Below are 24513 nucleotides of genomic sequence, written 5' to 3'. Positions count from 1 at the left end.
CGCTTGGAAGAACAATGCCCGATTTCGACAAGATCCTCTCCGCCCGCTCGCCGCTGACCCTGGCGCGCGTCGTCAAGGGCAGCCAGCCTCTCGTCATGGCCGATCTCGCCCGCGCGGCGAAGGGTCGCGCCGTGTTCGTGACCACCGACGAGGCAGCCATGCGCGTGACCAGCGAGGTTGCTCGCTACTTCGCGCCGGAACTCGAGATCATCGAATTCCCGGCGTGGGACTCGCTGCCTTACGACAGGGCCAGCCCTGCCCTTTCGATCAGCGCGCAGCGGCTTTCTGCCCTTCATCGGTTGCAGACAGGAAAGTCTGCGGCGCAACTGGTCGTGACGACGGTCAATGCCGTCCTGCAAAGAGTGCTGACACCGTTCCGCATCCGCGAGAACGTTCGCGAGTTCAAACCGGGCAGCGAGATCGGACGCGAGAGCCTCGCTGCGCTTCTTCAGCGGCAAGGCTATTCTCGCAGCGACACGGTCATCGATGCCGGCGAATACGCCATTCGCGGGTCGATCGTCGACATCTACCCGAGCGGTCTCGACGCCGGCCTTCGCCTCGACTTCTTCGGTGACGAACTAGAAAGCCTGCGGACCTTCAACCCGAATACGCAGATGACGACGGGCACGCTCGACCGTCATCTTCTCCTGTCGGCGAGCGAGGCCTTGCTCGACGACGATACGATCAAGCGATTCCGCAGCCGCTATCGCGAGATGTTCGGCGCCAACGCGACGCAGGACCCGCTATACCAAGCGGTAAGCGAGGGTCGCCGACTTGCCGGAATGGAGCACTGGCTTCCGCTGTTCGAAGACAAGCTCGCGACGTTGTTCGATTATCTCGACACAGACAACGACGTGGTCGCGATCGATCAGGCGGCGATCCAAGCCGGACAGGACCGGCTGGCCGATGTAACGGACTTCTATGCGGCGCGAAAGGAAACCGCAGGGCAGAAGGCAGGCAGCTATCGGCCACTGAAACCCGAAGCACTCTATCTGTCCCCTGAAGAGTTCGATGCGGCGCTGGAAAATACGCCGGTCCATCGAACGATGATCTTCGATCAGCCTGAAGGCACGAAAGCCGTGGATTTCGGCTTCACCTCAGCCCGCGATTTCGCCCCGGAGCGCGGGCGAGGCGAAAACGTTTACACAGCGGTCGTCCAGCACCTCGACGAAGTGCGCAAGGCGAACAAGCGCCCCATTCTCGCGGCCTATTCGAAGGGCAGCCGGGCGCGCATTGCTTCGATCCTCAAGGAAGCGGGAACGGCAACGCGCGAAACCGACAGCTGGCAGGAAGCGCTTGGCGCGGCGCGCAAGGGCGATCCTGCGATCCTCGTCCTGCCGCTCGACACCGGGTTCTCGAACGACGAACTCGAGCTCCTGACCGAGCAGGACATTCTCGGCGATCGCCTGGTCCGCCGCAGGAAGACGCGGAAGGGAAGCGACGCCTTTCTCGCCGAACTCTCGGCACTCGTGAAGGGCGATCTCGTCGTTCATACCGATCACGGCATCGGCAAGTATCTCGGCCTCGAACCGATCAAGACGGGAAAGAGCGAGCACGACTGCGTGATGCTCGAATACAAGGGCGGCGACAAACTCTATATCCCGGTAGAGAATATCGATGTCCTCAGCCGCTACGGTAGCAGCGAGGAAAGCGTCATGCTGGACAAGCTGGGCGGCGAGGCATGGCAGCGCCGCCGGGCACAGTTGAGGGAACGCATTCGCGCGATTGCAGGCGATCTGATGAAGACCGCGGCACAGCGTGCCTTGCGCAAGGCGCCGGTGATGGATGCCGAAGACGGCGACTACAACCAGTTCGTCGATCGCTTTCCGTGGGAAGAAACCGACGATCAGGAACGCGCGATTGCCGACGTGCTCGGCGATCTGGAAGCAGGCAAGCCGATGGACAGGCTCGTCTGCGGCGATGTCGGCTTCGGCAAGACCGAAGTCGCCCTGCGCGCGGCGTTCGTCGCCGCGATGAGCGGAAAGCAGGTTGCCGTCGTGGCCCCCACAACCCTGCTCGCCCGGCAGCATTACACCAATTTCACCGAACGGTTCGCCGGCTTTCCCTTGAAGGTCGGTCGGCTTTCGCGTCTCGTCCCGTCGAAGGAAACGAAGGAAACGCGCGAGGCGCTTGCCGACGGAACGATGGACATCGTCATCGGAACGCACGCCATCCTTTCCAAATCGACCAAGTTCAAGGATCTCGGCCTCGTCATCGTGGATGAGGAACAGCGGTTCGGCGTGACGCACAAGGAGAAGCTGAAGCAATTGCGCGCCGACGTGCATATGCTGACGCTCACCGCGACCCCTATCCCGCGCACGCTGCAAATGGCCATGACCGGTTTGCGCGAACTTTCCACGATCCAGACGCCGCCGATCGACCGGCTCGCCGTGCGGACCTATGTGAGCGAGTGGGACGATGTCGTCATTCGCGAGGCATTATTGCGCGAACATCATCGCGGCGGGCAGAGCTTCATCGTCGTGCCGCGCATCGCCGACATGGAACCGCTGGCCGACTGGCTGAAGGAAAACGTTCCGGAAGTGAAGTTCGTAACCGCACACGGCCAGATGACCCCGGCCGAAGTCGAGGATCGGATGGGCGCTTTCTACGAGCGGAAATACGACGTCCTTCTGTCGACGACGATCGTCGAAAGCGGTCTCGACATCCCGAGCGCGAATACGATCATCATTCATCGTGCTGACCGGTTCGGGCTCGCGCAGCTCTATCAGCTGCGCGGACGCGTCGGCCGGGCAAAACTCCGCGCCTACGCCTGTCTGACCTATGCGCAGGACACCGCCCTATCCGAGGTGGCCGAAAAGCGTTTAAAGGTGCTGAGCGATCTCGACTCGCTCGGGGCCGGTTTCCAGCTTGCCAGCCACGATCTCGACATTCGCGGGGCCGGCAATCTTCTCGGCGACGAACAATCAGGCCATATTCGCGAGGTCGGTTTCGAACTCTACCAGTCGATGCTTGAGGATGCGATCCTCGCCGCCAAGGCCGGCGATGCGGGTCTTGCGAAGGATCGCAGCAAACTCAGCCCCTCGATTACGGTCGATGCACCGATCATGATCCCCGAAGACTACGTTCCCGATCTCGCCGTTCGCATGGCGCTGTATCGCCGCCTCAACGATGCGTCCGACAAGGCCGAGATCGAGGGGCTGGCGGCCGAGATGATCGACCGGTTCGGGCCGCTCCCTTCGGCAACCGCCAATCTCGTTCGCCTTCTCGAAATCAAGCATCAGGCCATTGCCGCAAATATTGCCAAGATCGATGTCGGCGCGGCGGGCACGCTCGTGACCTTCCACGAAGATGACTTTCCCGATCCCGAAGGACTGCTTGCCTATGTCGATCGCCTGAAGGACACGGCGAAGCTGCGTCCCGACATGAAACTCGTCATCAGCAGGAAGTGGAGCGACCCGCAATCGCGGCTGAACGGCCTGTTCCAGCTGACCAAGGGTCTGAGCGGGATCGCGAAGAAGAGTAACAGGGAACGAGAAGCAGCGTAGATCTACTTGCCGATAAGGTCCATGAACCTCTCGGGCCGAAGCGGTTCGCATTTCAGGAACCCCTGATAGAAGTCGCATTTCTCCCGTGCGATGATCCGGCGCTGTTCCTCGCTCTCGACGCCCTCCGCGACGATCTTCAGTTCGAGCGCTTTCGCCATGGCGACGATCGCGCGAAAGACGGACAGGTCGCGTTCGTCGTTCTCGATATTCTCGATCATCGTGCCGTCGAGCTTGATGTAGTCGAGCGGCAGGACTTTCAGATATCGAAAATTGCAAAAGCCTGCGCCGAAATCATCGAGCGCCAGACTGACGCCCTTGGCCTTTATCGCTTCGAGCGTCTCGGTGGTCTGGACAAGGTCGGTCAGCAGCAGTTGCTCGGTAATCTCGACCGTGATGTTGTTCGTCTTGCAGCCTGCTTCCTCGATCATCGCGAGAAAATCTCTGGCAAAATTGCCGGATGAGAGGTCTGTGGGCGTAATGTTGAGCGACAAGCGCATGGGTTGCGGCCATTTGCAGGCAAGTCGCAGAGCTTTTTCCGAGATATGTCGCGAAAGCTGCGCGACATGATCGGCCCGCTCGGCAATGGTGAATAGCGTGCTTGCGCCAACCAGACCGAGTTCGGGATGCTGCCAGCGGGCGAGCGCCTCCGCCCCGATCAGGCGCTCACCGGCAACCGAAAATTGCGGCTGAAAGACAATCTCTATTTCGTCCCGGTCGAGGGCCGCGATCAGGTCCGCCTCAAGCCGCGTGCTCGATCGGTTGTGGATCGGCGCGTCGTCGCTAACCCATGCGATCCTGCGGGCATTGCCGTCGAACTTCTCGGCAAAAGCGCTCGCCATCCGGTCTAGCAGCGCATCGGTGTCCAGATCGACCGACCGCATAAGCGTGACCCTCGGCCAGAGCCGAACGGTTCCCTCCCCGACGACGTTGGATACGGGAAGCGCGATCGCGTCCGCCAGAGCTTCGGCAAGCCACTGCCAACGCTCTCGGCTGCACCGTTCGAGCGAAGCTATCAGGAACGTTCCTCCACTCACACGCGCGGCCAGCCAGCCGCTTGCAGCAAATTCGTCGTCAGCGAAATGGGTGATCCGCCGCGCCACTTCGATAAGTGCGCCATCGCCTGCCGTCTCTCCGAAGGCGACGTTGATCGTGTCGATGCGTTGCAGAGAAACGAGCATCGCATGCATCGTGAACTGCGCGTCGCGCTTGGCAGCATTCGCTCGCCAGCCTTCGATGGTCTGCCGCGCCTGCGCAATGCTTGCGAGGCCAGTCAATTTGTCGCGTGCGTCAGCCGACCCAAGAGAAAAGCCCGAAGCCTCCCTGCCCTGCCCTGTCGATTTCGGCGAGACGGTCATCATTTTACGATCCGGAAAAACCCTTTTGAGCGTGCATTGCCGACCCACTCATGAAAATATACTTACTCGCCCGTATTGTCCATTTCACGCAGAATATCTTAGAGCAGTCGAAATGGCACACTCCTTCGGAAAAGCGGTCGCGTGAACGACGAGTTCGAAAAGATCGCATTGCTCGCTTCGGATACCGAAAACGCGCAAGAGGCAGCGACCAGCCTGTTGGAATTGCAAGACTGGTGCGATCCGAGCGAGGCCGACGCCGTCGTGGTCATCGGCGGCGATGGTTTCATGCTGCAGACGCTGCACGATATGCTCGATCGCGAAGCGGTCCTCCCCGTTTACGGACTGAACCTGGGCACGGTCGGCTTTTTGATGAACCGCCTGCGTGATCCGAACAAGCTGGTCGAACGCGTACGAAGGGCGCGGCAGGTCAGTATCGCTCCGCTCAACATGGAAGCGACTACGCAGGCGGGTTCATCCTTTTCCTATCGCGCTATCAACGAAGTCTCGCTTCTGCGCGAAACCCGGCAAACGGCGAAAATAGAGATTGCAGTCGATGGGAAGGTCCGCATCCGCGAGCTCGTTTGCGACGGCGTACTCTTGTCGACCCCGGCCGGCTCGACCGCCTACAACCTTTCGGCAAACGGGCCGATCCTTCCCCTGGATTCGCAACTTCTCGCCCTGACCCCGATCAGCCCCTTTCGTCCGCGCAGATGGCGCGGAGCGATCCTGCCGGACAAATCGCGCGTCACCTTACGCGTACGCGAACCGGACAAGCGGCCGGTGTCCGTCGTCGCCGACCAGATGGAAGTGCGCGATGTTGCAGAGGTAAGCCTCGAGATCGATCGCGAGCGTGCCCTTACCTTGCTGTTCGATCCCGGTCAGGCGCTGGACGAACGGATCGTCGCGGAACAGTTCATTGCCTGACTGTCGCAATGGCAAGGGTCGAAAGGCGTATTTTCGCGAAAGGGACGCTTGCCAAACACGAATGCGGACCATATAGGCGGCGTCCTGCAACGCAGCTGTTCCCCGATAGCTCAGCGGTAGAGTAGGTGACTGTTAATCACTTGGTCGTTGGTTCGAATCCAACTCGGGGAGCCACCTTTTCCGACAAACTGAAATAGTGGTCCGTCCGTAGGCAAACTTTCGTCTGCGCGCCGCAAACTGTTGCCTCTTGCGGTCCAGCCCGTCTAGCATTTTCCGATGATCGATTTCTGTATCGGAGGCGCGCCCAAATGCGCAACGACGGCGGTTGCCAAATATCTTGGCCAGCATCCGGACATCTTCTTTTCCGAGCCCAAAGAACCCTATTTCTATGCCTCCGAGGCGCTGAACAAGCAGGTAATGTCGCCTCGCATGTCGCGGTCGGAATATGAGTCGCTTTTTGCGAACAAGGCGGAGCACCAGGTCGCAGGCGAAGGATCGACCTATTACTTGCATCTTGCCGAGCGCGTCGCGCCATTGATGGCGGCCGACAATCCTGACCTTAAACTGATATTTTGCGTTCGAGACCCGGTCGAACGGGCGCGATCGCATTACAACTATGCGTTCAGTCGCATGGGGCCCTATATGCCGAACGGGGCGGGTCGGCCGATGCCTTTCGCCGAATTTGTGCGCGACGAAACGATGTTCGAAATGGGCAATTACGCGAAGCACTTGGAAACGTATTTCGACACTTTCGGGCGGGATAACGTGCTTATCGTGCTGTTTACCGACATCAGAAAGAATCTTTCGGACACGCTGTCACGGATTTGTCGGCATATCGGCGTCGATCCCCAGTTCGATTACCGCAAACCGGAAACGACCAACCGAACGAAATATCCGAAATACCATCGGACCATTCGCCAGTTCGATCGCGCTCTGAACCTCGTCTATCCTCATCTTCCGGTAAAGATGCGCAATGCGCTACTGCTCAAACGACGCGATCTTCTTTTTGCGGTCGACGGAGATAAGTATCAGTTGACCGATGAGGAACGGGCCGATGCACGCGCGCTATACCGCCCGTCGGTGGAAAAATTGCAGACCATGATAGATCGCGATCTATCGCATTGGCTGACGGACGATCGGGAGAAAACATCCTCTCACTGAGAGCTATCAAACCCGTATTGGCACTTCGCCGAGACGGAGGCCAAGTTACGTGCCGGTCAATAGTCGTGCGCCGACCCAGATCGTCAGGGCTGCTGTAAGCCACCTGATCCAGGCAAGCGGTAAAAAGCGGACCGCCAGCAAGCTGCCGATCTGACCGCCGATCACGACAGCCAGCATGAGCGGCAGACCGAACGATATTGCGGCGGAGAGGCGATCGGGGCCAGCCTTCATGATCTGGCCGGCGATGCCGAAAATCGAATTGACGAGAATGAAGAAGCTCGCCGTTGCCGCAATGGCTCGCGCGTCGTTCCAGCGAACGAGATGTAATAGCGGAGCAATAAAGATGCCTCCGCCGATCCCAACCAGGCCTGCGAGATAGCCGAGCGGAAAGGCGGCAATCGGCATCCACTTCGCCCCCGGCGACACTTGCTCGCCTTGCGGCCCGGTAGCGACGGGCGCGAGCATCGTAAGCCCGGTCAGAACAAGGCTTGCTCCGAGCAACAGCAGAAAGCTTCGCTCGTCGATTGGTGTCAAACCACCGAGAAATGCAGCGGGCGCGGCGATCGCCGTCAGAACGACAGCACCGCGCCACGGGGTTATCTTGCGACGTGCGAAGCGGACCGTACTGCCCGCCACCACGATGACGTTGCAGGATAATGCGAGCAGCGGCATTATCCGATAATCGACATCCGACAGGGCCAAAAGGGCACTATAGGTCGAACCTCCGCCGAAACCGACGGATGCGTACAGCAGGGCCGTCAGCAGGAAGGCTACCGCCAGGACAATCATTCAGCGGTGAGCTTTCCTGCTGTTCAGAGTTCTATTGCGCAGGTTCGCGCGCGCCGACTGCACCGTGACAATGCTTGTACTTGCTGCCCGAACCACATGGGCATGGCGCATTACGGCTGATCTCCTGATCGGCATAGGGATTGTCGTCCGCTCTACCACCCGGGCTCGCAGCCGCGCGCGGACTGCCCGCGAGCGAGCCGAACAGGGAAGCGCGACGCGCAGAACCATCGCCGTCGTTGGAATCATCCAGCCCGGTCAAGGGATCGATATGCCCGGTAAGGAAATCCGGCAGGTCGGGAAGCGGCGGCGGAGGCGGGGCCGGTGCGCCGACCTGGACCTTCAGCAGTTCGCCGGTCACATCTTCGCGCAGCGTTTCGAGCATTCGTTCGAAAAGACCGAATGCCTCCTGCTTGTACTCGTTGATCGGCTGCTTTTGCGCATGGGCGCGCAGCCAGACGACCTGGCGCAGCGCGTCGAGTGTTGCGAGGTGTTCCTTCCAGTGGAAGTCCAGACGGCGGAGTAGCAACCCCTTCTCGAACACGCGCCAGCGCGCCTCGTCCACCTGCGCGGTCTTCTCGTCCATCGCTTGCGTGACCTGCGCCAGCAGGCGTTCTTCGATGATTTCGGGTTCGACCGTATCTTCCTCGACCCATTCCTCGATCGGCGGCGTTATTCCCAGCGTTTCCTCGAGGCGATGTTTAAGGCCTTCGATGTTCCACTGTTCCGGATACGAGCCCGGCGGGCAGGTTTCGCTGACCATCGCATTGATGGCGTCCTGCCGCATGTCGAGAACGACATCGTCGACTGCTTCGCTATCCATGATTTCGGCGCGCTGATCGTAGATCACCTTGCGCTGATCGTTCATCACATCATCGTATTCGACGACTTGCTTGCGCATTTCGTAATTGCGCGCTTCGACCTTGCGCTGCGCCGTCTCGATCGCCTTGGAAAGCCATTTCGAGCCGATCGCCTCGCCATCCTCGAGGTTGGAATTCATCATCTTCGAGAACAGCGTATCGGGTCCGAAAATTCTAAGGAGGTCATCTTCGAGACAGAGATAGAAGCGCGAGAGACCGGGATCACCCTGCCGTCCCGAACGACCGCGCAGCTGATTGTCGATGCGCCTGCTTTCGTGTCGCTCGGTTCCGAGGACGAACAGCCCTCCGGCTTCGAGAACCTTCTGCCGCTCCTCCGCAACTTCTGCCTTGATCCGCGCGATGGCAGCGTCCCGCTCCTCACCCTCTTCCAGATGCGCAAGCTCTTCCTCGATCCGGAATTCGACGTTGCCGCCGAGCTGGATATCCGTACCGCGTCCGGCCATGTTGGTGGCGATCGTGACCGCACCGAGCCGCCCGGCCTGGGCGACAATATGCGCTTCCTTTTCGTGGAAGCGCGCATTCAGCACTTCGTGCTTTACCCCCTCCTTGTCGAGGAAGCTGGAAAGAAGTTCCGACTTTTCGATCGAGACCGTGCCGACGAGCACCGGCTGGCCTGTTTCGTTCTTTTCTGCGATCGAACGGGCAATGGCCTGGAACTTGTCCTTGGTGTTCTTGAAGAACTGGTCTTCCTCGTCGATCCGCTGGACCGGCAGATTGGTCGGGATCGTGACCACATTCATCTTGTAGATGTCCCAAAATTCGGAAGCCTCGGTGGCCGCCGTGCCGGTCATACCGGACAGCTTGGGATACATCCGGAAGTAGTTCTGGAAGGTGATCGAGGCCATCGTCTGATTTTCCGGCTCGATCTTAACGCCTTCCTTCGCTTCCGCAGCCTGGTGAAGGCCGTTGGACCAGCGACGGCCATCCATCATGCGACCGGTGAATTCGTCGATAATGACGACCTTGTCGTCCTTCACGATGTAGTCGGTGTCGCGCTTGAACATGTGAACGGCGCGCAGGGCCTGATCCAGGTGATGAACGACCTGCGTGTTCTCGACATCGTAGAGATTGTCGGTTTCGAGAAGGCCCTTCGCGATCAGCAGCTTTTCGACCTCCTCGATGCCGTCTTCGGTCAGAGAAATCTGCTTGGTCTTCTCGTCCTTCTCGTACCAGTCTTCAGGGATTTCCTTCACAACCTCGTCGAGCGCGACGTAGAGTTCCGACTTGTCCTCCGTCGGTCCCGAAATGATGAGCGGCGTTCGCGCTTCGTCGATCAGGATGGAGTCCACCTCGTCGACAATCGCGAAATTGAACGGCCGCTGCACCATCTGGTCGCGGCTGTGCTTCATGTTGTCGCGCAGGTAATCGAAGCCGAACTCGTTGTTCGTCCCGTAGGTTATGTCAGCCTGATAGGCTTCGCGCCGTGCATGTTCTGGCAGGTTGGGAACGATGACGCCGACGCTCAGACCGAGGAAGCGATAGATCTGCCCCATCCATTCGGCATCGCGCGGAGCAAGATAGTCGTTCACCGTGACGACGTGCACACCCTTGCCTTCGATCGCATTGAGATAGGTCGCAAGCGTCGCGACCAGCGTCTTGCCCTCACCTGTGCGCATCTCGGCAATTTCGCCGCGGTGCAGGACGATGCCGCCGATCAGCTGAACATCGAAATGCCGCATGCCGAGTACGCGCTTCGATGCTTCGCGTACGGTCGCGAACGCTTCGGGAAGAATGTCGTTCAGCGTTTTTCCGTCGGCCAGCTGTCCCCGGAATTTCTCGGTTTGCGCCGCCAGTTCCTCGTCGGAGAAAGAGGTTATCTGTTCTTCGAGAGAGTTGATCTGATGGACGATCTTGCCGAGCGATTTGACGTAGCGATCGTTCGAGGAACCGAAGATCGATTTGGCGATGGTCTTGAGCATGATGACGGCCTTTCGGGCACCAAATAAGTCGAAGAAGCCCGCCGCCATTCGGCGCGAGCGTAGAAAAACAACGATGTAGGAAGCGTTCGCCTATTCGTAGGCGCGGTCGATACCCATCTGCACCGTCGGCAGGAATATCGTCGTCGAGGCCACCGGCTTGCACCGGATGCGCTTGACGTCCTTGCGCTGCCAGCCACGAGGAGCGAGAACTTCGCATTCCACGTCGGCAGGCGTTTCGCTCGCCTTGTCGCGACCATCGACCTCCGCTGCCATCGCCGCCACGGAAAAGGCCTGCGCCGGAATTCCGATCGCGGCGAGACCGGTCAGTAATGCCAGACAGGTGAGTAGCCGTTTCAACATGGTGGCGCCTGCATATCGCATAACAAGTTAAAGGTCTATGCCCGGCGCACGAAATTGAGAATAGCCTGCCTACTGTTCCTTCGATACAGGCGTTGCGCATGGACCTGACCCGCTCGCCGCTCGCCCTTCCGTTCCCCGAACTTCCCGAAATAGAGGGTGTTACAGTGCGCGTTGCGCGTGCGCAGTACAAGGATTGGGACCGAGCCGACCTGACCTTCATCGAACTGGCCGAGGGAACGAGCGTAGCGGGCGTCTTCACGAAAAGCGCCTGCGCCTCGAGCGAGGTCGAACTCGGCCGCGAGCAACGCGAGAGGGGTAAGGCGCGCGCGCTCGTTGTGAATGCGGGCAATGCCAATGCCTTTACCGGCTATCGCGGGCGCGAAGCCGTCGAGCAGATCGCCAAGCAGGTTTCCGATCATTTGGGCTGCGAACCCGGAGAAGTTTTCGTTTCTTCTACGGGCGTCATCGGCGTACCGCTTCCGCAAGACAAGGCTCGGCGCGGCATCGCGGCAGTGTTGGACAGCGCTCCGGTCGGGTGGCGCGAGGCGACCGACGCCATCGCGACCACCGATACCTTTCCGAAGGCCGCCCGAACGAGTGCGATGATCGGCGATGCGCGGGTCGAACTGGTCGGTGTCGTCAAGGGAAGCGGCATGATCGCGCCGGACATGGCAACCATGCTCGGCTATGTATTCACCGATGCGGCGATATCGCCAGCACTGCTTCAAGAGATGCTCGAACGAGCGAACGAGCAGACCTTCTCGTGCATTACGGTCGATGGCGACACGTCGACGAGCGATACCGTGTTGGCTTTCGCAACGGGCAAGGCCGCTAACCCGACGATCACATCGCAGGACGACGCCGGAGCCGACGCATTCGCCGCTGCGTTGACAGACTTGTGCCGAAAGCTCGCCCAACTCGTCGTGCGCGACGGGGAAGGAGCGCAGAAGTTCATAACCATAGATGTCGTGGGCGCTGCTTCCGATGAAAGCGCCCGCAGGATCGGTCTGGCTATCGGCAACTCCCCCCTCGTCAAGACCGCCATCGCCGGCGGCGACGCGAATTGGGGTCGTGTCGTGATGGCTGTGGGAAAGGCCGGCGAACCCGCCGACAGGGATCGCCTCTCGATTGCATTCGGCGGCGTATGGACCGCGCGTGATGGCCAACCGGTCGAGGACTACGACGAGCGCCCCGTTGCCGAGCATTTGTCTGGTGATGCCATCGATATTCGCGTCGAATTGGGAATTGGTCAGGGTCACGCGACGGTTTGGACCTGCGATCTTACCCATGGCTATATCGCCATCAATGCGGATTACCGCTCGTGAAATCGCTTTCGAAAGCGGATCGTTCGCTCGACAAAGCTATCCATGCGCTGATGAAGCGCACGGCGGAGACTGCGATCCTGCCGCATTTTCAATCGCTGGATGCCGGAGACATCGAAAGCAAGGCAACCGACGACGTCGTGACGATCGCTGATCATGCGGCAGAACGGATGCTGGCCGACGGGCTCGCCGAGATCGACTCGTCGCTGGCCATCGTCGGGGAGGAGGCAGTTCACGCCGATCCTTCGGTTCGCGAGGGGCTGACGCGGCCGTGCTGGATCATCGATCCGCTCGACGGAACCAACAATTTTGCAAAGGGCAATCCGCCCTTCGGAATGATTCTTGCACAGGCCGAGAACGGCATCGCCACAAAAGGATGGATTTACGATTGCCTGACCGGCCGGTTCTGCTCTGCACATCGCGGCTCCGGGGCTTGGGCAGACGGAGAGCCTGTTCGCGCTAGCGAGACCGGTCAGGACAAGCCGGTCGCAGCGATCTCCCTCGTCTTCATGCAGGAAGAGCACCGCGAGGCCATTCGCGAACACATCGCCCCGCATTACCAGCTGGTCGACATTCCTCGCTGTGCGGCAGAGCAATATCCAAGGCTGGCATTCGGAACGAACGACGTTTCGATCTTCGAGCGAACCCTGTCATGGGATCATGCGGCAGGCGCGCTATGGCTCAATGAAGCGGGCGGCAAGGTCGCGCGGCTGGACGGCAGCGAATACCGCGTCAACGAACCGAATCGAACCGGCCTCGTCGGAGCGGCATCGCCACGATTGTTCGATGATCTGGCGGAGCGCCTCGCGGCGCTTCCTGCACGATCAGCCTAAAGCTGCTGTTCGAGCCAGCCCTTCAACTGGCTCTTCGGCGCGGCACCGCGCATATCCGCAACGATCTCGCCATTCTTGTAGAGCGCGAGATAGGGAATGCCCTGAACACCGAGCTTTCCGGGCGTATCCGGATTTTCCATGATGTCCATCTTGGCGATGGTAACGCGCTCGCCCAGTTCGTCGCTGATTTCCTCCAGCGCCGGGCCGATCATCTTGCAGGGTCCACACCAGTCCGCCCAGAAATCGACCAGCACAGGCTTGTCGCTTTCAAGGACATCGCTTTGGAAACTAGCATCGGTGACGGCGCTGGTGGGCATCGTATATCTCCTGTTTTCTTCTCAATAACAGCTAGGAAGCGTTCCGGTTTCGACAAGCTGGATGAGGGCGAAGCTTTCCTACTCCCCCGCGAACCCGGCCTGTGCCGCCTCCAGCATATCGTAGGGAAGGACAAAGGTCTTAGGAGCATGGGTATAGACCAGATGCACTTCGATGGCGCGATCCGGATATATTGCCTTCAATGCCGCGGCATAAGCGGCCATTTGCTCTATCGTCGCCTCGGGTATTTCGGATAGGTCGGAAGGGGGCCGGCGCGTCGTCTTGTAATCAACGATGCGGACGTATTCGTCAGTCAGCACCAGCCTATCGACGGTCCCGATAACGACGCGACCCTCGACGATGGCCGAGAATGGCACTTCGGCTAGAGAGTTTTCCCCGAACAAATCAGCGAAGCGAGCATCCCCAAGAAGGGAAAGCGCCTGTTCGCCAATCTCTTCGCGTTCCTCCACGGTAAATTCCTCACCATGTCGGGCAAGCCAATTTCGGACCAACTCGCTTCGTCCACCTTCTGGAACATCGGGCAGACGCTCAAGCAACTTGTGAATGAGGGTTCCGCGAAGCGCTGCCGCCGCCCGCTCATCGGGTTTGAGCGGCGGAAAGGACGGCTCCGCCTGGCCGAGTGCCGAAGGCGACAGCGGACGCGGCGGACGCGGTTCAGCGCCGACGGGCCGCCTGACCCATTCAGGGAAGGCGAAGGCAACTTCCTCGGCTTGCTTTTGCTGAGTCGCCGACGGCTTCGCGCGCTGCCCTATCTCCCAGCGCGAGCCCCATATCGGATCTTCCAGCGCATTATCTTCGAAGAGCGGTTTGAGCTTTTTATACCAGCTGTTCTCGGGCGCTTCTCCCTTGTCGCGTGGACCGAGCGAACCACCGATGAAAAGGGCCTCCTCGGCTCGTGTCATCGCTACGTAAAGGAGGCGCCAGTGCTCTTCCATTTCAAGGGCATTGGCTTCTTCGATCGCGGTCAGAAGCGGCCCTACCCGCTGCTCCTTCGCCGGGCGTGGAATGGGAACGCTTTTGGTCGTACCGTCGGCAAGTCGTTCCTCGAGCAAGAGATCGCCAGGCTCGGAAGGCTTGCCCGCAGCATCTGCGAGGATGACGATTGGCGCCTGCAAACCCTTGCTTCCATGGACAGTCATCACTCTGACCTGATCGCCGCCCTCCCCTGCCTCGCGCTTCAGTTCGCCCTCGCCAGCATCGAACCACTGGATGAAGCCCTGAAGGCTCACGATATGCGAACCGGCATAGGATTGGGCCGCGTTCAGTAGTTCGTCGATCGGATCGTTGGCTTCGCTCCCCAGCCTCGCGATCAGGGCTGCGCGCCCCTTCATCGGTCCGACGAGAATGTAGTGCAACAGAGCCTGCGGTGTGGAGAAGTCCGCTCTGGCTAGGATATTGCGCAATTCCTCTACCGTTCGGGTGACAACGGGCTGTTCCGACTTTCGAAGGTGGTCCCATAGCCGCACGCCGTCTGGCCGATAGCCATGCGTGAGCAAATCCTCCTGCGACCAGCCGCATAGCGGGGAAACCAGCAAATTCGCGAGATTGAGGTCGTCATTGGGTTGCACTGCGAAACGGATCGCCGCCATCAGATCCTTGACCGCGAGCGGATTGCCCAGTCGAAGCCGGTCGACGCCCGCTACCGGAACGCCATGGGCATAGAGGCGCGCGACGATCAGCGAAGCGAGTTCGCGGCGCTTTCTGACAAGCACCATAACGTCACCGGGGGTTGCGCGGCGGGCCTGGTCTTTAGCCAGTTCGAACGGTTCGTCTGTCATCCACCGGGCCACCTGCCGGGCGATCTTGTCGGCCATCTTGCGATCGTGGCGGGACAGCCAGTTCTCGCCCCCCTCCTCGTCCTCGCGGTCGTCGTCCTCCGAAACCCCGTCCTTCACAGTGTTCCACAAGGCTACGATGCCGGGGCGGCCCTCCCCCACATGTTCGACTTCGCCGTCGGACAGACCAAAGCTTTCCGGGCCGATTTCCGCGATCGCCCGATCGACGAAATCGAGGATATGGGACGAGGTGCGATAGGAGCGTTCGAGCTCGAAATCCTTGAGATAGCGCGGTTCCGGAGCGTCGCGCAGAAGCGCTGCATTATTCGCCGCCGCAGCCATGCGCTCCGCGACCTTGCGCTTCGCAGCCTCGAAATTCCGCGGACTCGTGCCCTGGAAACCGAAGATTGCCTGCTTGTAATCGCCGACGGTGAAGATGGTCCTCACCTTGCCCTCACGAGCACCTAGACCGGCATAGAAGTCGTCGATGAGGCCAAAGACGATGTCCCATTGAGCGCTGTTCGTGTCCTGCGCCTCGTCGATCAGAACGTGATCGAATTGCCGGTCCATCTTGTAGCGGATCCATGCCGCCATCGATGCATCGCCGAGGAGGCGAGCGGCTCGCCTGATCTGATCGTCGAAATCGATGAGCCCCTCGCGCGCCTTCGCCTCGTCCCAGCGTAGGGCAAAGCGCCGCCCGAGTTCGAGCGTCGGTGCGAGCGTGTCCGCAAAGTCGATGAACGCAGCCGTTTCGCCGATCGCTTCGAGACCTGCCTTGATCTCCTCGACCGCTCGTTCGTAAGTCTCGGATCGCTTCGCCAGCGCCGCGACCGGCGTTCCCGCCTTGGTGAGCGCCGTGCCGTAGAACCCGCCGAGCCGGTCGAGGCGTTCAGCTGGATCAAGGGCGAGCCATTCACTGAGGAAGTCCGCGATGTTCGTCCCGGTCTTCGTGTTCCAGTCGCGCGCGATCCGTTCGATTTCCCTCACTTGCGCGATCGGGAAGGCACCGTCGCCGCATCGCTCGGCAAGATCCTCTTGCGTCAGGTCTGCCGGCAATCCCAGAAGGCGCGCAGCACGCGGTCGCATCGGCGGGCTCCAGCCACCCGGTCCTGTCCACAGGTCCTGCGCCGCGGTACAGCGCATCAGCCAGCGAAGCACGGCATCCGGCCCCTTGCTGCGGCTGATCGTCTCGATCGCAGCGAAAACCGGATCGCCCGACCGGCGGGCTTCCTCGACGAGATCGCCAAGCACCTCCCGCGACAGGAGGTCGCGTTCGCGGTCGTCCATCGCACTGGTTCCCGGCATCAATCGCGCTTCTTCGGGGAAGCTCGCCAGCAGATATTGGGCGAAGGCGTGGATCGTATCGATCCGCAGGCCGCCGCCGGGACAATCGAGAACGCTGGCAAACAACGAACGAGCCCGGTCGAGGCTCGCCGGATCGATCGGTGCGCCGATATTCGACAACTCTGCCGCCAGTTCCGTTTCCGGCAGGCGCACCCAGCGGGCCAGCACCGAATTGACGCGCACCGCCATTTCCGCCGCGCCTGCCTTGGTGAATGTCAGGCACAGCAATTGTTCGGGCCGCGTGTCGGGTCTCAGCAGCAGGCGCAGTACGCGTGCGGAGAGAACCTGCGTCTTGCCGGTCCCGGCAGAGGCGGACAGCCAGACGCTCTCGCGAGGGTCGATCGCGTCGCGCTGCGCGCCTTCGAGGCGATAGACCTGACCGCTCATTCGGTTTCCTCTTCCGCCAGACGAGGAAGCCATTCGTCGAGCCGCATAAGCTGGTCGTAATCGTTATAAGCGGGATAATCGGGATTGAGGCGCGCCGTGAAAGCCGCGTCTCCCTTGATCCAGTCCGCGATCGCGCCCCGGAGGAAACCTTCCGTCACGGGGAGGAAATCATCAGGTGCAATTCCGCTTCGCTTGCGATCGACCTTGAGCGGCGTCTCGACATAGCCGAACCCCGTCTCGCTCTTCGCAGACTTGCCGAGCGACCAGTATTCGAAGCATTCCGGTTCGCCGCTGATATCTTCGAAGCCCCCCTGGCGGGCAATGAGGCCGAGCAGACCCAGTTGAAGCGCAAATCCCTTTTCGACCATCGCGGCACTCGGCGGCTTGCCGGTCTTGTAATCGACGATGCCAAGCGTTCCGTCCCCCATCCGGTCGATGCGGTCGGCCCGCCCGTAAATTCGCACATCGTCGACGATCATCTCGCCTTTGCGTTCGACCGCGAGCACCGTGCGAACGTCGTCGCCTTCCAGCGAAAGCGCGATCCAGCGCAGTGCATCGATCAGACGCGGACGCCATAGCGCGATGGTAAGAGCGCCGGTATGCGTCGCTTCCAGAACCTCGTCGGCGACTTCGACGATGTCGCGGCGCTGACCTTCCTCGTGCCATTTCTGGAGGATGTCGTGGGCGATGTTACCCTGCCAGGCGGGCGTGGCCGCCGCATCGAGCGCATCGAGCGATCTTAGTTGCAGGATGGAAGAAGCATAGAACTGATACGGATCGCCGCGCAGGCGATCAAGCGCGGTCACGGTGATCGGAACGTCGCGCTGCGCCGGGGACGGACGCGGCGCAGGACGCTCATACGCTGGCAACGCTTCGGTAGGCGCATCGAGCCGACGTGCGAGTTCGGGCATCCGCGCCTCTTTCGCGGCACCTTCCGGATCGTTTATCAGTGCTTCGACACGAAGAAGGAAGCGCGAGGCGATCGCCGGACCGGATTCGTCGCGTCGCGCCCTGCTCAACACGACTTCGGGAGCGCCCAACGCACTTGCGAGATCGTGGGCGGAGAGCCCGATCCGGTAATCCGGTCCGGGCACGCCCAATGCGCGAAGGACCGGAGCCGCGAGGTTTGCATCCATGGTCGCTCCGGCTGGCCAGGTTCCTTCATTCAACCCGGCGCAGATCATCACGTCGGCGCGGGCCATACGCGATTCCAGAAGCCCGTAGATCGCCACGCGCGAATGGCCGCCATAGGGCGGTCGAACCGCAATCCGTTCCATCGCGTCGGACAGGATCGCGGGAAGATCGCTTATGGCGACGATCGTGCCGGCTTCCCATGCGTGCCGCCGCAAGTCGTCGAGAAACTGGGACAGCGCACGTCCGTCCTCGCGTGCCCACAACCGCTCGCCGCACAGTTTCTCGCCCGCCTCGATCATAACCTCGCAGCACTCGGCAATCGGGATGCGCTCGCGTTCGGCCAGCGCGAAAAGATTTTCGAGTGCGTCGCAGCAGACCTGCCACCACCCGAGAGGCTCGTCGCTTTTCCTTTTCCTCGCAAACTCGGTCAGCATTGCCTCGATCGGTCGCAAACCGCCTTCCGGTCGTGGACCGCGGAGCAGCAATTCCAGCTCACGAACGCGCCGGAGCCAGATGCCTCGATCCCCTCCGCCGTCCACCAGCGGATGCGAGAAAAGCGAGACGAGCGGCACCGGCGCGGCATTCTCGGCCACGGTTTCAGCCAATAGCAAAACGAGCCGCCCGGCCGCCGTGATCGACAAAGGCTTTCCAGCGCTGTCCTCGGCAACGATGTTCCAGCGAAGGCAGTGCTCGGCTATTCGCGCGGCGAGGTTGCGATCCGGCGTCACGACCGCAATCTGTTTCGCTGGCGTTTCCAGCGCCTCCCGAACGAGAAGAGCGACCGCTTGCGCTTCCCCTTCCGGATTGGCGCTTTCCATAATCCTGATGCCTGCGAGACGCCGCTTTTCCGGTGGCAATTGCGCCCAAATCCGGCTCGCCTTCGGCGGCAGGAAAAGCGAGGATATCGCATGACTGCGCGCTGGAGGGCCAGCCATGTCGCCCTTGCGATGCCAGGGTCGCACCTCTCCGCGTGCGACACCCATCCGATTAAGCAGGAGCTTGAGGTGATATTGCGGATGGGTCACGGCGTCGTCGCGGGAAAATGGCGTCGAGCCATCGGCCGTTGGAGCACCCGCCGAGCCGAGTTCGTCCCAGACATCGTCCGGCATGGCGAGATCGAGATCGGGCAAGATGACCGAACCCTGCGGCAGGAACGCAATCGTTCGCAGCAGGCGCGCAATACCCGGCGAAGCGCTGGTAATGCCGGCAGCAACGATCGGGAAATGCGGCGGATTTCGGCTCCACCGCTCGCTTGCCTTGGCGAACAGCGCATTGCGCCGCGTGGCGAGATCGACCCGCCCCCATTCTTCCAACTTGGCGCGCCAGCGAAACTGGATGCGGGCAAACATTCGCAAAGAATCGGTCCAGTGCTGCGCCAAGTCTCCGAGCAGGTCGAGGACCGGTTCGCCCAGCAGGTCGTCGGGGGCTACTTCTTCGATCAGCAGCCGGTCCATCGTCGCCGCCATGTCGCGCGCCATACGCAGCCTTGCAGCATCGGAGCGGATGTCTTCGCCCCATTCCTCAGCGATCAGATCGGTGAGGGTCAGCCACCGGCGCATCGGATCGACGGCTGGCAGCAGATCGTCCGAACCGAGCGGATCGAGCAGGTGACCGAGCGCCTCGTCGAGTTCGATATCGCCGATGACCGCCATCCGGGGGAGGAGCATCCCGCGTCGGTCGTTCTGATCGAGGAGGCGCACGAACGCCTCGCCGACCGTTCGCTTGGCGCGTCCGCTGGGCAAGAGAAGCGTGAGGTTCGCCATGCCCGAGATGTCGTCGGCATAGCGCGGGACGAGACCGGCGACCAAGGCGTCGGCGAACCCGCGATGCGCCGCAACCGAATAAACGTCGGGGTGCGACTTGATCATCGCGGCGCGTGAAACCGCATGTCAGCCATTGCGCAGCGCATATTCGGTTGGAGCGATCGATTGCGGCGTGCCGACTTCGAACCACGATCCGGTGAAACTGACACCGAACAACCGGTCCTCCGAGATCGCACGATCCCATAAGACATTCGTCGAGAACTTTCCCTCTGGAGCGTCGCGCAACAGGCGATGCGACACGAGTTGCAAACCGGTATAGATGAACGGCGCAATGCGGCCCGACTTGCGACGGGACAGCCGCCCGACATCGCTGAGGTGGAAGTCCCCCTCGCCCTTAAAATTGCGGGCATGGCCGTGCTCGACCAGCAGCAGCAGCGCGTCCATTCGTTCGGGGTCCCATTGCGCCGACAGGTCGAGAAGCGCGTTCCGCGGTCCGTCGAGCCAGATGTTGTCGGCGTTGAGGCAGAAGAACGGGTCGGGCAACTGCGGCAGCGCCTTGATCATGCCCCCGCCCGTCTCGAGCAGCTGGTCGCGTTCGTCCGAAATCGTGATCGCAGGCTTCTTCCGCTCCTTCAGATGAGCTTCGAGCGCATCGGCGAGGTAGTGCACATTGACCACGGCACGTTCGATCCCGGCTTCCGCAATCCAGTCGAGCACATGGTCGATGAGCGCCTTCCCCGCCACGCGAACGAGCGGTTTCGGCTGCGTTGCGGTCAGCGGACGCATTCGCTTGCCGAGGCCCGCGGCCATGACCATCGCGCTATCGCTCGCGAGGCCGGACGCGCTCATTCCGAAATACCTCCATAATTCTTGCGGACATCGGCAGGAATGTTCGCGTCGAACCAGTCCGCTACCGGTTGCAGAGCAGGGTGGAGAAGGTCGCGTTCGAACAAGCGCCAGACGCGGGGGATCATCCGCAGATAATGGCCTTTGCCGTCCCGTCTCGCGAGTCGCACGAAGATGCCGACGATCTTGGCGTTCCGCTGCGCGCCGAGAATTGCGTAATCGGCGCGGAACTGCTCGCCCTCGCCGGTCCGCTCAAGATAGCGGTCGATCATTGCGACTTCGGTTTCCGGCGAGACGTCGCGCCGCGCATCCTGCAGCAGTGATACGAGGTCGTAGGCAGGATGACCGGCCAGCGCGTCCTGAAAATCGATCAAGCCCTGTTCCGGTGCAGCATCGCCGCCCGGGTGTACAAGCATGATGTTCTCGGCATGATAATCTCGCAGTACGCAGATGCCCTCATCCTGCCGAAGCATGACGGGTTGCAGCACGTCTTCCCACGCCCGCTCCCAACCGCTTTCGTCGACCGTCAGGTCCAACGCCTCGCAATACCATTCGACGAAAAGACGCGCTTCGCGCAGATATGTCGGGAGATTGTATTGGTCGAATTCGGGCGTCGGAGCTTCGCGCAGCGCGACGAGCGTATCGACCGCTTTCCCGTAGAGCGCTTCCTCGTCTTGGGGTCGGTCGTCCAGCCACTCGCGCAGGCGGATATCGCCGAAATCCTCAAGCAAGACGAAGCCCTTGCCCGCATCCTGCGCGATGATGTCGGGAGCCCGGAAGCCGTTATCGCAAAGCCATTTGGCAACTGTCAGAAACGGTTCGGGATCCTCGTGCGGGGGCGGAGCAAACATCAGCATTGCCGACGATGCCCCCTTTCGGAGCCGAAAGTAGCGGCGGAACGAAGCATCGCCCGGCAGCGGATGAACCGTCGCCCCTTTCCATTGCGTATCGGCTAGAAAGCGCTCGCCCCCAGGCGGTAATTCGCTCGAACTCATCTTTTCAGCCAATCCTTGCCCGGTTCAATCTTCGCAATCCGCCTTTCGCCTACAAGAGACAGGTCGATTTGCAAGCATCGCTCGTCATGCGCGAACCCGCCGACATTCTCCGGCCATTCCGCGATCATAGCGGCGTCCGCGCGATATTCCTCCAGCCCCAACTGGTCCGCCTCGGAAGGATCGTCGAGCCGGTAGAAGTCGGCATGGACCAGCGGAAGCCTGACCGAAGGCGGTTCGTACACTTCGAGGATCGTAAAACTTGGAGAAGGCACGTCCCCCTCATGACCGAGATGCCGCAGAATCGCCCGCGCGAGGGTCGTCTTGCCCGCCCCGAGCGTCCCGGACAAGGCGACCACATCTCCGACCTTCAACTTCTGCGCTATCGCGCTCCCGAGCCGGTCCACGGCATCGAGGTTGGGGAGTTCCGCGGTCGTTGGCAGTTGTTCCGTCACGGCAGCGAGATCGTCGCCATCGTGCCTTCGCCCTTCTTCGAGACGATCTTCAATGATCCGTCATGCGCTTCGATCAATTGCTGGGCCAGCGGAATACCGAGACCCTTGCGCCGTTCCAGGCCTTTTCCATCGGTGGCTGGCCGCAGCCCATCCATCGCCCGCGACAGTTCTTCCTGATCCATTCCGCAGCCATTGTCGGCAATGATGATCTGTGTGCGCTTTTCGTGCTTGCGAAGGACGATCTGGATTTTCCCGCCCTGCTCCGCTGCAGTAATTGCATTGTCGAGCAGATGTGTCACGGCCCGCCGCAATTGCGGGCCGTCTGCCTCTGCATAGAGGCCAGCATTTCCGCGCAGATCGAGCGTCAGTCCGTTCTCGGTTATGACTGCTTCGCGAGAGCGGACGATCTGCGTGATGAAAGGCAGCAATTCGAGTTTGGCTTTTCTAATGGGAAGCAGGCCCGCTTCGCTCTGCGTAAGGTTGAGGACGTTTTCCACCTGCTCCGTAAGGCGCGCGACAGATGCGCTGATCGCTTTCGCGTAGTCCTTCGCCTGATCGGTGAGTTGTCCGGCAGCACCCGATTCGAGCAATTCGGCAAAGCCGCTGATGGACGTAAGCGGCGTGCGAAACTCGTAGGACATATTGGCGAGGAAGCGGTTCATCACCGCATCGGCCTCCTCAAGCGCGCGATTGCGTTCGAGCAATGCTTCCTCTGCCCGGCGCGACGCAGTGATGTCGAGAATGGTAAGCAAGCCGTTGCCGTCCGGCAGGGGAACGCCTGCATATTCCAGGGTACGCCCGTCAGCCAATTGCACCCGCCCCTGCCGTTTCTTGCGGTCGAGCGTGGCTGCCCTGATCGAATTTCCGATAGCGCTTGCCCGTTGCGGTTCGGCAAGTTTCGGTTCGATGATCCGCATGAGCGTTTCCGCATCGGAATGCCCCTCGATCGCGTCCTCTTCCAGACCCCAGACCCGATTGAAACCACGGTTCCATAATTCGAGCGTCCCGTCGGGCGTGAATACCGCCAGCGCTTCATAGAGATTGTCGAACGTTGCCGTCCGCGTCCGCAGCAGCGTATCGCGCATAGCCGAAATGGCGAGTTGTTCGGTCCGATCCTCCGCGATGAAGACCAGGCCCCCGTCGGGCATGGGCTGGGCGACGATCCGCAGATGGGTTCCATCGGGCAGAGGCCAAGCCTCTTCCTTGGTTTCCTTCGCCTGAAACCACTCGGCGATTTCCTTGCGCCATGCGGGAAAATCGCGCACTTCCGGAATGCGGCCGCCTTCGCGAGCGATCATCAGGACCCGTCCGAAATCGGCATTCTCCGTGACGGCTCCCGGCGGCAACGCGAAGACCCGGTGAAATGGCTGGTTGGCAAAGGTCAGCCGACGCTCTGCATTGAACTGGGCAACGCCGATCGACAGCTGATCGAGCATCTGCCGCTGTGCATTGCGGAATGCACGGAACTGGCGCGCCTGTTCCTTCATTTCTTCGATGTCGACAGCATATCCGGCAATGCCTTCACCGATCAGCGGTAAGTCGGTGACCCGCAAGGTGCGCCGCTCCCCGCCGATTGTCGCCGTGACGACTCGTTCGATTGGCTGGCGCTTGTCGGCTGCCTGCTGTGCGACTTGCGAGGCGCTTGCGCCGTCGACCGTCTCGACTAGTTCGATCTGGTCGGTAACGACGGCATCTGCACTCTCCGCGCCGACGGCCTCGACATAGGCGCCGTTCACGAGGCGCAGCCTGGCGTCTTTGCCGCGAAACCACATCGGACTGGGCGCGGCCTCGATCAGTCCCACGAGCGCGGCAAAGTCATCGCGCGACCGCCTCGCTTCTGCCCGCAGATGCTCCAGTTCTTCGTCGCTCTCGCTAAAGTCGAAGACCCAGATGAGCGCGGCTCCGGTCGGAGAGACTTCCGGATCGGCGAGATACCCCCACATTGCGAGGCTGCGTGACGACCCGACCGCTCTTACGGAAATGCGAAAGGGCGCAGCTGTCTTTTGCGTGCGGCGGACAAGAGTCGTAAGTTCCTCGACCTGCGTTTCGCTGAGGCCGCGATCCTTGTGCGCCGACAATTCGCTGAGATAATCGGGAACCTTGTCGAGACCCAGCCAGCGTGCAAGTCGATCCGGTGCCTCGATCCGTCCGTCCGTACGCACGAGCAACGGCACGGCGGGTGCCTCCTCGATCATGCGGGAAAGGCGCTTCGAGGTTTTTTTCGTCGCCTCCGCGGTCCGGGCCCGCCCCGCATATTGCAGGACGACCCAGGTCGCGCCGCCCGTCCAGACAGCCAGCAATAGGCCGATCAGGGCAAGAGCGGTGGCGGATATTTCCATCGATTCGACGCTATGGCGCTGCGCGGCGCATTGCAACGCAGATTCGGTTGGCCGAGTGCGCTCGTCCGGTCCGGCCCCGAGCCTCTCGCGAGGTT

Annotated in this window: 16 protein-coding genes and 1 tRNA gene; 6 read left to right on the top strand and 11 right to left on the bottom strand. The window is 61.1% G+C overall.

Annotated elements, in window-relative coordinates; genetic code table 11:
- The first annotated feature begins 14 nt into the window (after window positions 1-14).
- Window positions 15-3506 carry a transcription-repair coupling factor gene (mfd, locus tag GRI38_RS03690; protein ID WP_160681556.1) on the top strand — a complete coding sequence of 1164 codons (3492 nt, stop codon included), beginning with the start codon at window positions 15-17 and terminating at the stop codon, window positions 3504-3506.
- A gap of 2 nt (window positions 3507-3508) precedes the next feature.
- On the opposite strand, the gene GRI38_RS03685 is transcribed toward mfd, so the two are convergent.
- A complete protein-coding gene (locus GRI38_RS03685; RefSeq protein WP_237487334.1) occupies window positions 3509-4864 on the bottom strand; it encodes a GGDEF domain-containing phosphodiesterase in 1356 nt (451 codons plus the stop codon).
- Window positions 4865-5002: 138 nt separating this feature from the next.
- On the opposite strand from GRI38_RS03685, the gene GRI38_RS03680 reads away from it, so the two are divergent.
- The 3 genes from GRI38_RS03680 to GRI38_RS03670 all read left to right on the top strand — a co-directional run bounded on the left by GRI38_RS03680 (window position 5003) and on the right by GRI38_RS03670 (window position 6946).
- Window positions 5003-5785 carry an NAD kinase gene (locus GRI38_RS03680; RefSeq protein WP_160681555.1) on the top strand — a complete coding sequence of 261 codons (783 nt, stop codon included), beginning with the start codon at window positions 5003-5005 and terminating at the stop codon, window positions 5783-5785.
- A 99-nt stretch (window positions 5786-5884) separates the two neighbouring features.
- Window positions 5885-5959, top strand: a tRNA-Asn gene (locus tag GRI38_RS03675).
- Window positions 5960-6061: 102 nt separating this feature from the next.
- Window positions 6062-6946 carry a sulfotransferase gene (locus GRI38_RS03670; protein ID WP_160681554.1) on the top strand — a complete coding sequence of 295 codons (885 nt, stop codon included), beginning with the start codon at window positions 6062-6064 and terminating at the stop codon, window positions 6944-6946.
- Between the two features lie 45 nt (window positions 6947-6991).
- Here GRI38_RS03670 and GRI38_RS03665 read toward each other — a convergent pair whose 3' ends face one another.
- The 3 genes from GRI38_RS03665 to GRI38_RS03655 all read right to left on the bottom strand — a co-directional run bounded on the left by GRI38_RS03665 (window position 6992) and on the right by GRI38_RS03655 (window position 10892).
- Window positions 6992-7735: a sulfite exporter TauE/SafE family protein gene (locus tag GRI38_RS03665; RefSeq protein ID WP_160681553.1), complete on the bottom strand. Its 744-nt coding sequence runs from the start codon at window positions 7733-7735 to the stop codon at window positions 6992-6994.
- 31 nt (window positions 7736-7766) lie between these two features.
- Window positions 7767-10532 (bottom strand): preprotein translocase subunit SecA, encoded by a 2766-nt coding sequence (gene secA, locus GRI38_RS03660; RefSeq protein WP_160681552.1) that lies wholly within the window; start codon window positions 10530-10532, stop codon window positions 7767-7769.
- A 90-nt stretch (window positions 10533-10622) separates the two neighbouring features.
- Entirely contained in the window at window positions 10623-10892 is a 270-nt protein-coding gene (locus GRI38_RS03655; RefSeq protein ID WP_160681551.1) for a hypothetical protein, read from the bottom strand.
- Between the two features lie 98 nt (window positions 10893-10990).
- Here GRI38_RS03655 and argJ point away from each other — a divergent pair, with 98 nt between their 5' ends.
- Window positions 10991-12217, top strand: a complete 1227-nt coding sequence (argJ, locus tag GRI38_RS03650) for a bifunctional glutamate N-acetyltransferase/amino-acid acetyltransferase ArgJ (protein WP_160681550.1) — start codon at window positions 10991-10993, stop codon at window positions 12215-12217.
- Window positions 12214-13047: an inositol monophosphatase family protein gene (locus GRI38_RS03645; RefSeq protein ID WP_337191233.1), complete on the top strand. Its 834-nt coding sequence runs from the start codon at window positions 12214-12216 to the stop codon at window positions 13045-13047. Before argJ ends, GRI38_RS03645 begins: the two co-directional genes overlap by 4 nt.
- Here the strand turns inward: GRI38_RS03645 and trxA are convergent.
- The 7 genes from trxA to GRI38_RS03610 all read right to left on the bottom strand — a co-directional run bounded on the left by trxA (window position 13044) and on the right by GRI38_RS03610 (window position 24418).
- Entirely contained in the window at window positions 13044-13364 is a 321-nt protein-coding gene (gene trxA, locus GRI38_RS03640; RefSeq protein ID WP_160681549.1) for a thioredoxin, read from the bottom strand. The two genes, GRI38_RS03645 and trxA, sit on opposite strands and share 4 nt — an antisense overlap.
- A 78-nt stretch (window positions 13365-13442) precedes the next feature.
- Window positions 13443-16889 (bottom strand): double-strand break repair helicase AddA, encoded by a 3447-nt coding sequence (addA, locus tag GRI38_RS03635; protein WP_160681548.1) that lies wholly within the window; start codon window positions 16887-16889, stop codon window positions 13443-13445.
- Complete coding sequence (gene addB / locus GRI38_RS03630) at window positions 16886-19891, bottom strand: double-strand break repair protein AddB (RefSeq protein WP_202389830.1); 3006 nt, start codon at window positions 19889-19891, stop codon at window positions 16886-16888. Before addB ends, addA begins: the two co-directional genes overlap by 4 nt.
- Window positions 19892-19912: 21 nt before the next feature.
- Window positions 19913-20635, bottom strand: coding sequence for a nucleotidyltransferase family protein (locus GRI38_RS03625; protein ID WP_160681547.1), 723 nt, complete (start codon window positions 20633-20635; stop codon window positions 19913-19915).
- A complete protein-coding gene (locus GRI38_RS03620; protein WP_160681546.1) occupies window positions 20632-21627 on the bottom strand; it encodes an aminoglycoside phosphotransferase family protein in 996 nt (331 codons plus the stop codon). Before GRI38_RS03620 ends, GRI38_RS03625 begins: the two co-directional genes overlap by 4 nt.
- Window positions 21624-22079 (bottom strand): tRNA (adenosine(37)-N6)-threonylcarbamoyltransferase complex ATPase subunit type 1 TsaE, encoded by a 456-nt coding sequence (gene tsaE, locus GRI38_RS03615; RefSeq protein ID WP_337191232.1) that lies wholly within the window; start codon window positions 22077-22079, stop codon window positions 21624-21626. Before tsaE ends, GRI38_RS03620 begins: the two co-directional genes overlap by 4 nt.
- On the bottom strand, window positions 22076-24418 hold the full coding sequence (locus tag GRI38_RS03610) for a PAS domain-containing sensor histidine kinase (RefSeq protein ID WP_160681545.1): 2343 nt from the start codon (window positions 24416-24418) through the stop codon (window positions 22076-22078). The genes tsaE and GRI38_RS03610 overlap by 4 nt, the downstream gene beginning before the upstream one ends.
- Between the last annotated feature and the right edge of the window lie 95 nt (window positions 24419-24513).

This window comes from Parapontixanthobacter aurantiacus (genome assembly GCF_009827635.1).
GTDB lineage: Bacteria > Pseudomonadota > Alphaproteobacteria > Sphingomonadales > Sphingomonadaceae > Parapontixanthobacter > Parapontixanthobacter aurantiacus.
This window is presented reverse-complemented; position numbering and strand designations above follow the sequence as displayed.

Bases quoted from the DNA above. Each gene is read 5' to 3' on its own strand.
- mfd (WP_160681556.1), top strand. From the start codon at position 15: ATGCCCGATTTCGACAAGATCCTCTCCGCCCGCTCGCCGCTGACCCTG.
- GRI38_RS03685 (WP_237487334.1), bottom strand. From the start codon at position 4,864: ATGATGACCGTCTCGCCGAAATCGACAGGGCAGGGCAGGGAGGCTTCG.
- GRI38_RS03670 (WP_160681554.1), top strand. From the start codon at position 6,062: ATGATCGATTTCTGTATCGGAGGCGCGCCCAAATGCGCAACGACGGCG.
- GRI38_RS03665 (WP_160681553.1), bottom strand. From the start codon at position 7,735: ATGATTGTCCTGGCGGTAGCCTTCCTGCTGACGGCCCTGCTGTACGCA.
- secA (WP_160681552.1), bottom strand. From the start codon at position 10,532: ATGCTCAAGACCATCGCCAAATCGATCTTCGGTTCCTCGAACGATCGC.
- GRI38_RS03655 (WP_160681551.1), bottom strand. From the start codon at position 10,892: ATGTTGAAACGGCTACTCACCTGTCTGGCATTACTGACCGGTCTCGCC.
- argJ (WP_160681550.1), top strand. From the start codon at position 10,991: ATGGACCTGACCCGCTCGCCGCTCGCCCTTCCGTTCCCCGAACTTCCC.
- trxA (WP_160681549.1), bottom strand. From the start codon at position 13,364: ATGCCCACCAGCGCCGTCACCGATGCTAGTTTCCAAAGCGATGTCCTT.
- addA (WP_160681548.1), bottom strand. From the start codon at position 16,889: ATGAGCGGTCAGGTCTATCGCCTCGAAGGCGCGCAGCGCGACGCGATC.
- addB (WP_202389830.1), bottom strand. From the start codon at position 19,891: ATGATCAAGTCGCACCCCGACGTTTATTCGGTTGCGGCGCATCGCGGG.
- GRI38_RS03625 (WP_160681547.1), bottom strand. From the start codon at position 20,635: ATGAGCGCGTCCGGCCTCGCGAGCGATAGCGCGATGGTCATGGCCGCG.
- GRI38_RS03620 (WP_160681546.1), bottom strand. From the start codon at position 21,627: ATGAGTTCGAGCGAATTACCGCCTGGGGGCGAGCGCTTTCTAGCCGAT.
- GRI38_RS03610 (WP_160681545.1), bottom strand. From the start codon at position 24,418: ATGGAAATATCCGCCACCGCTCTTGCCCTGATCGGCCTATTGCTGGCT.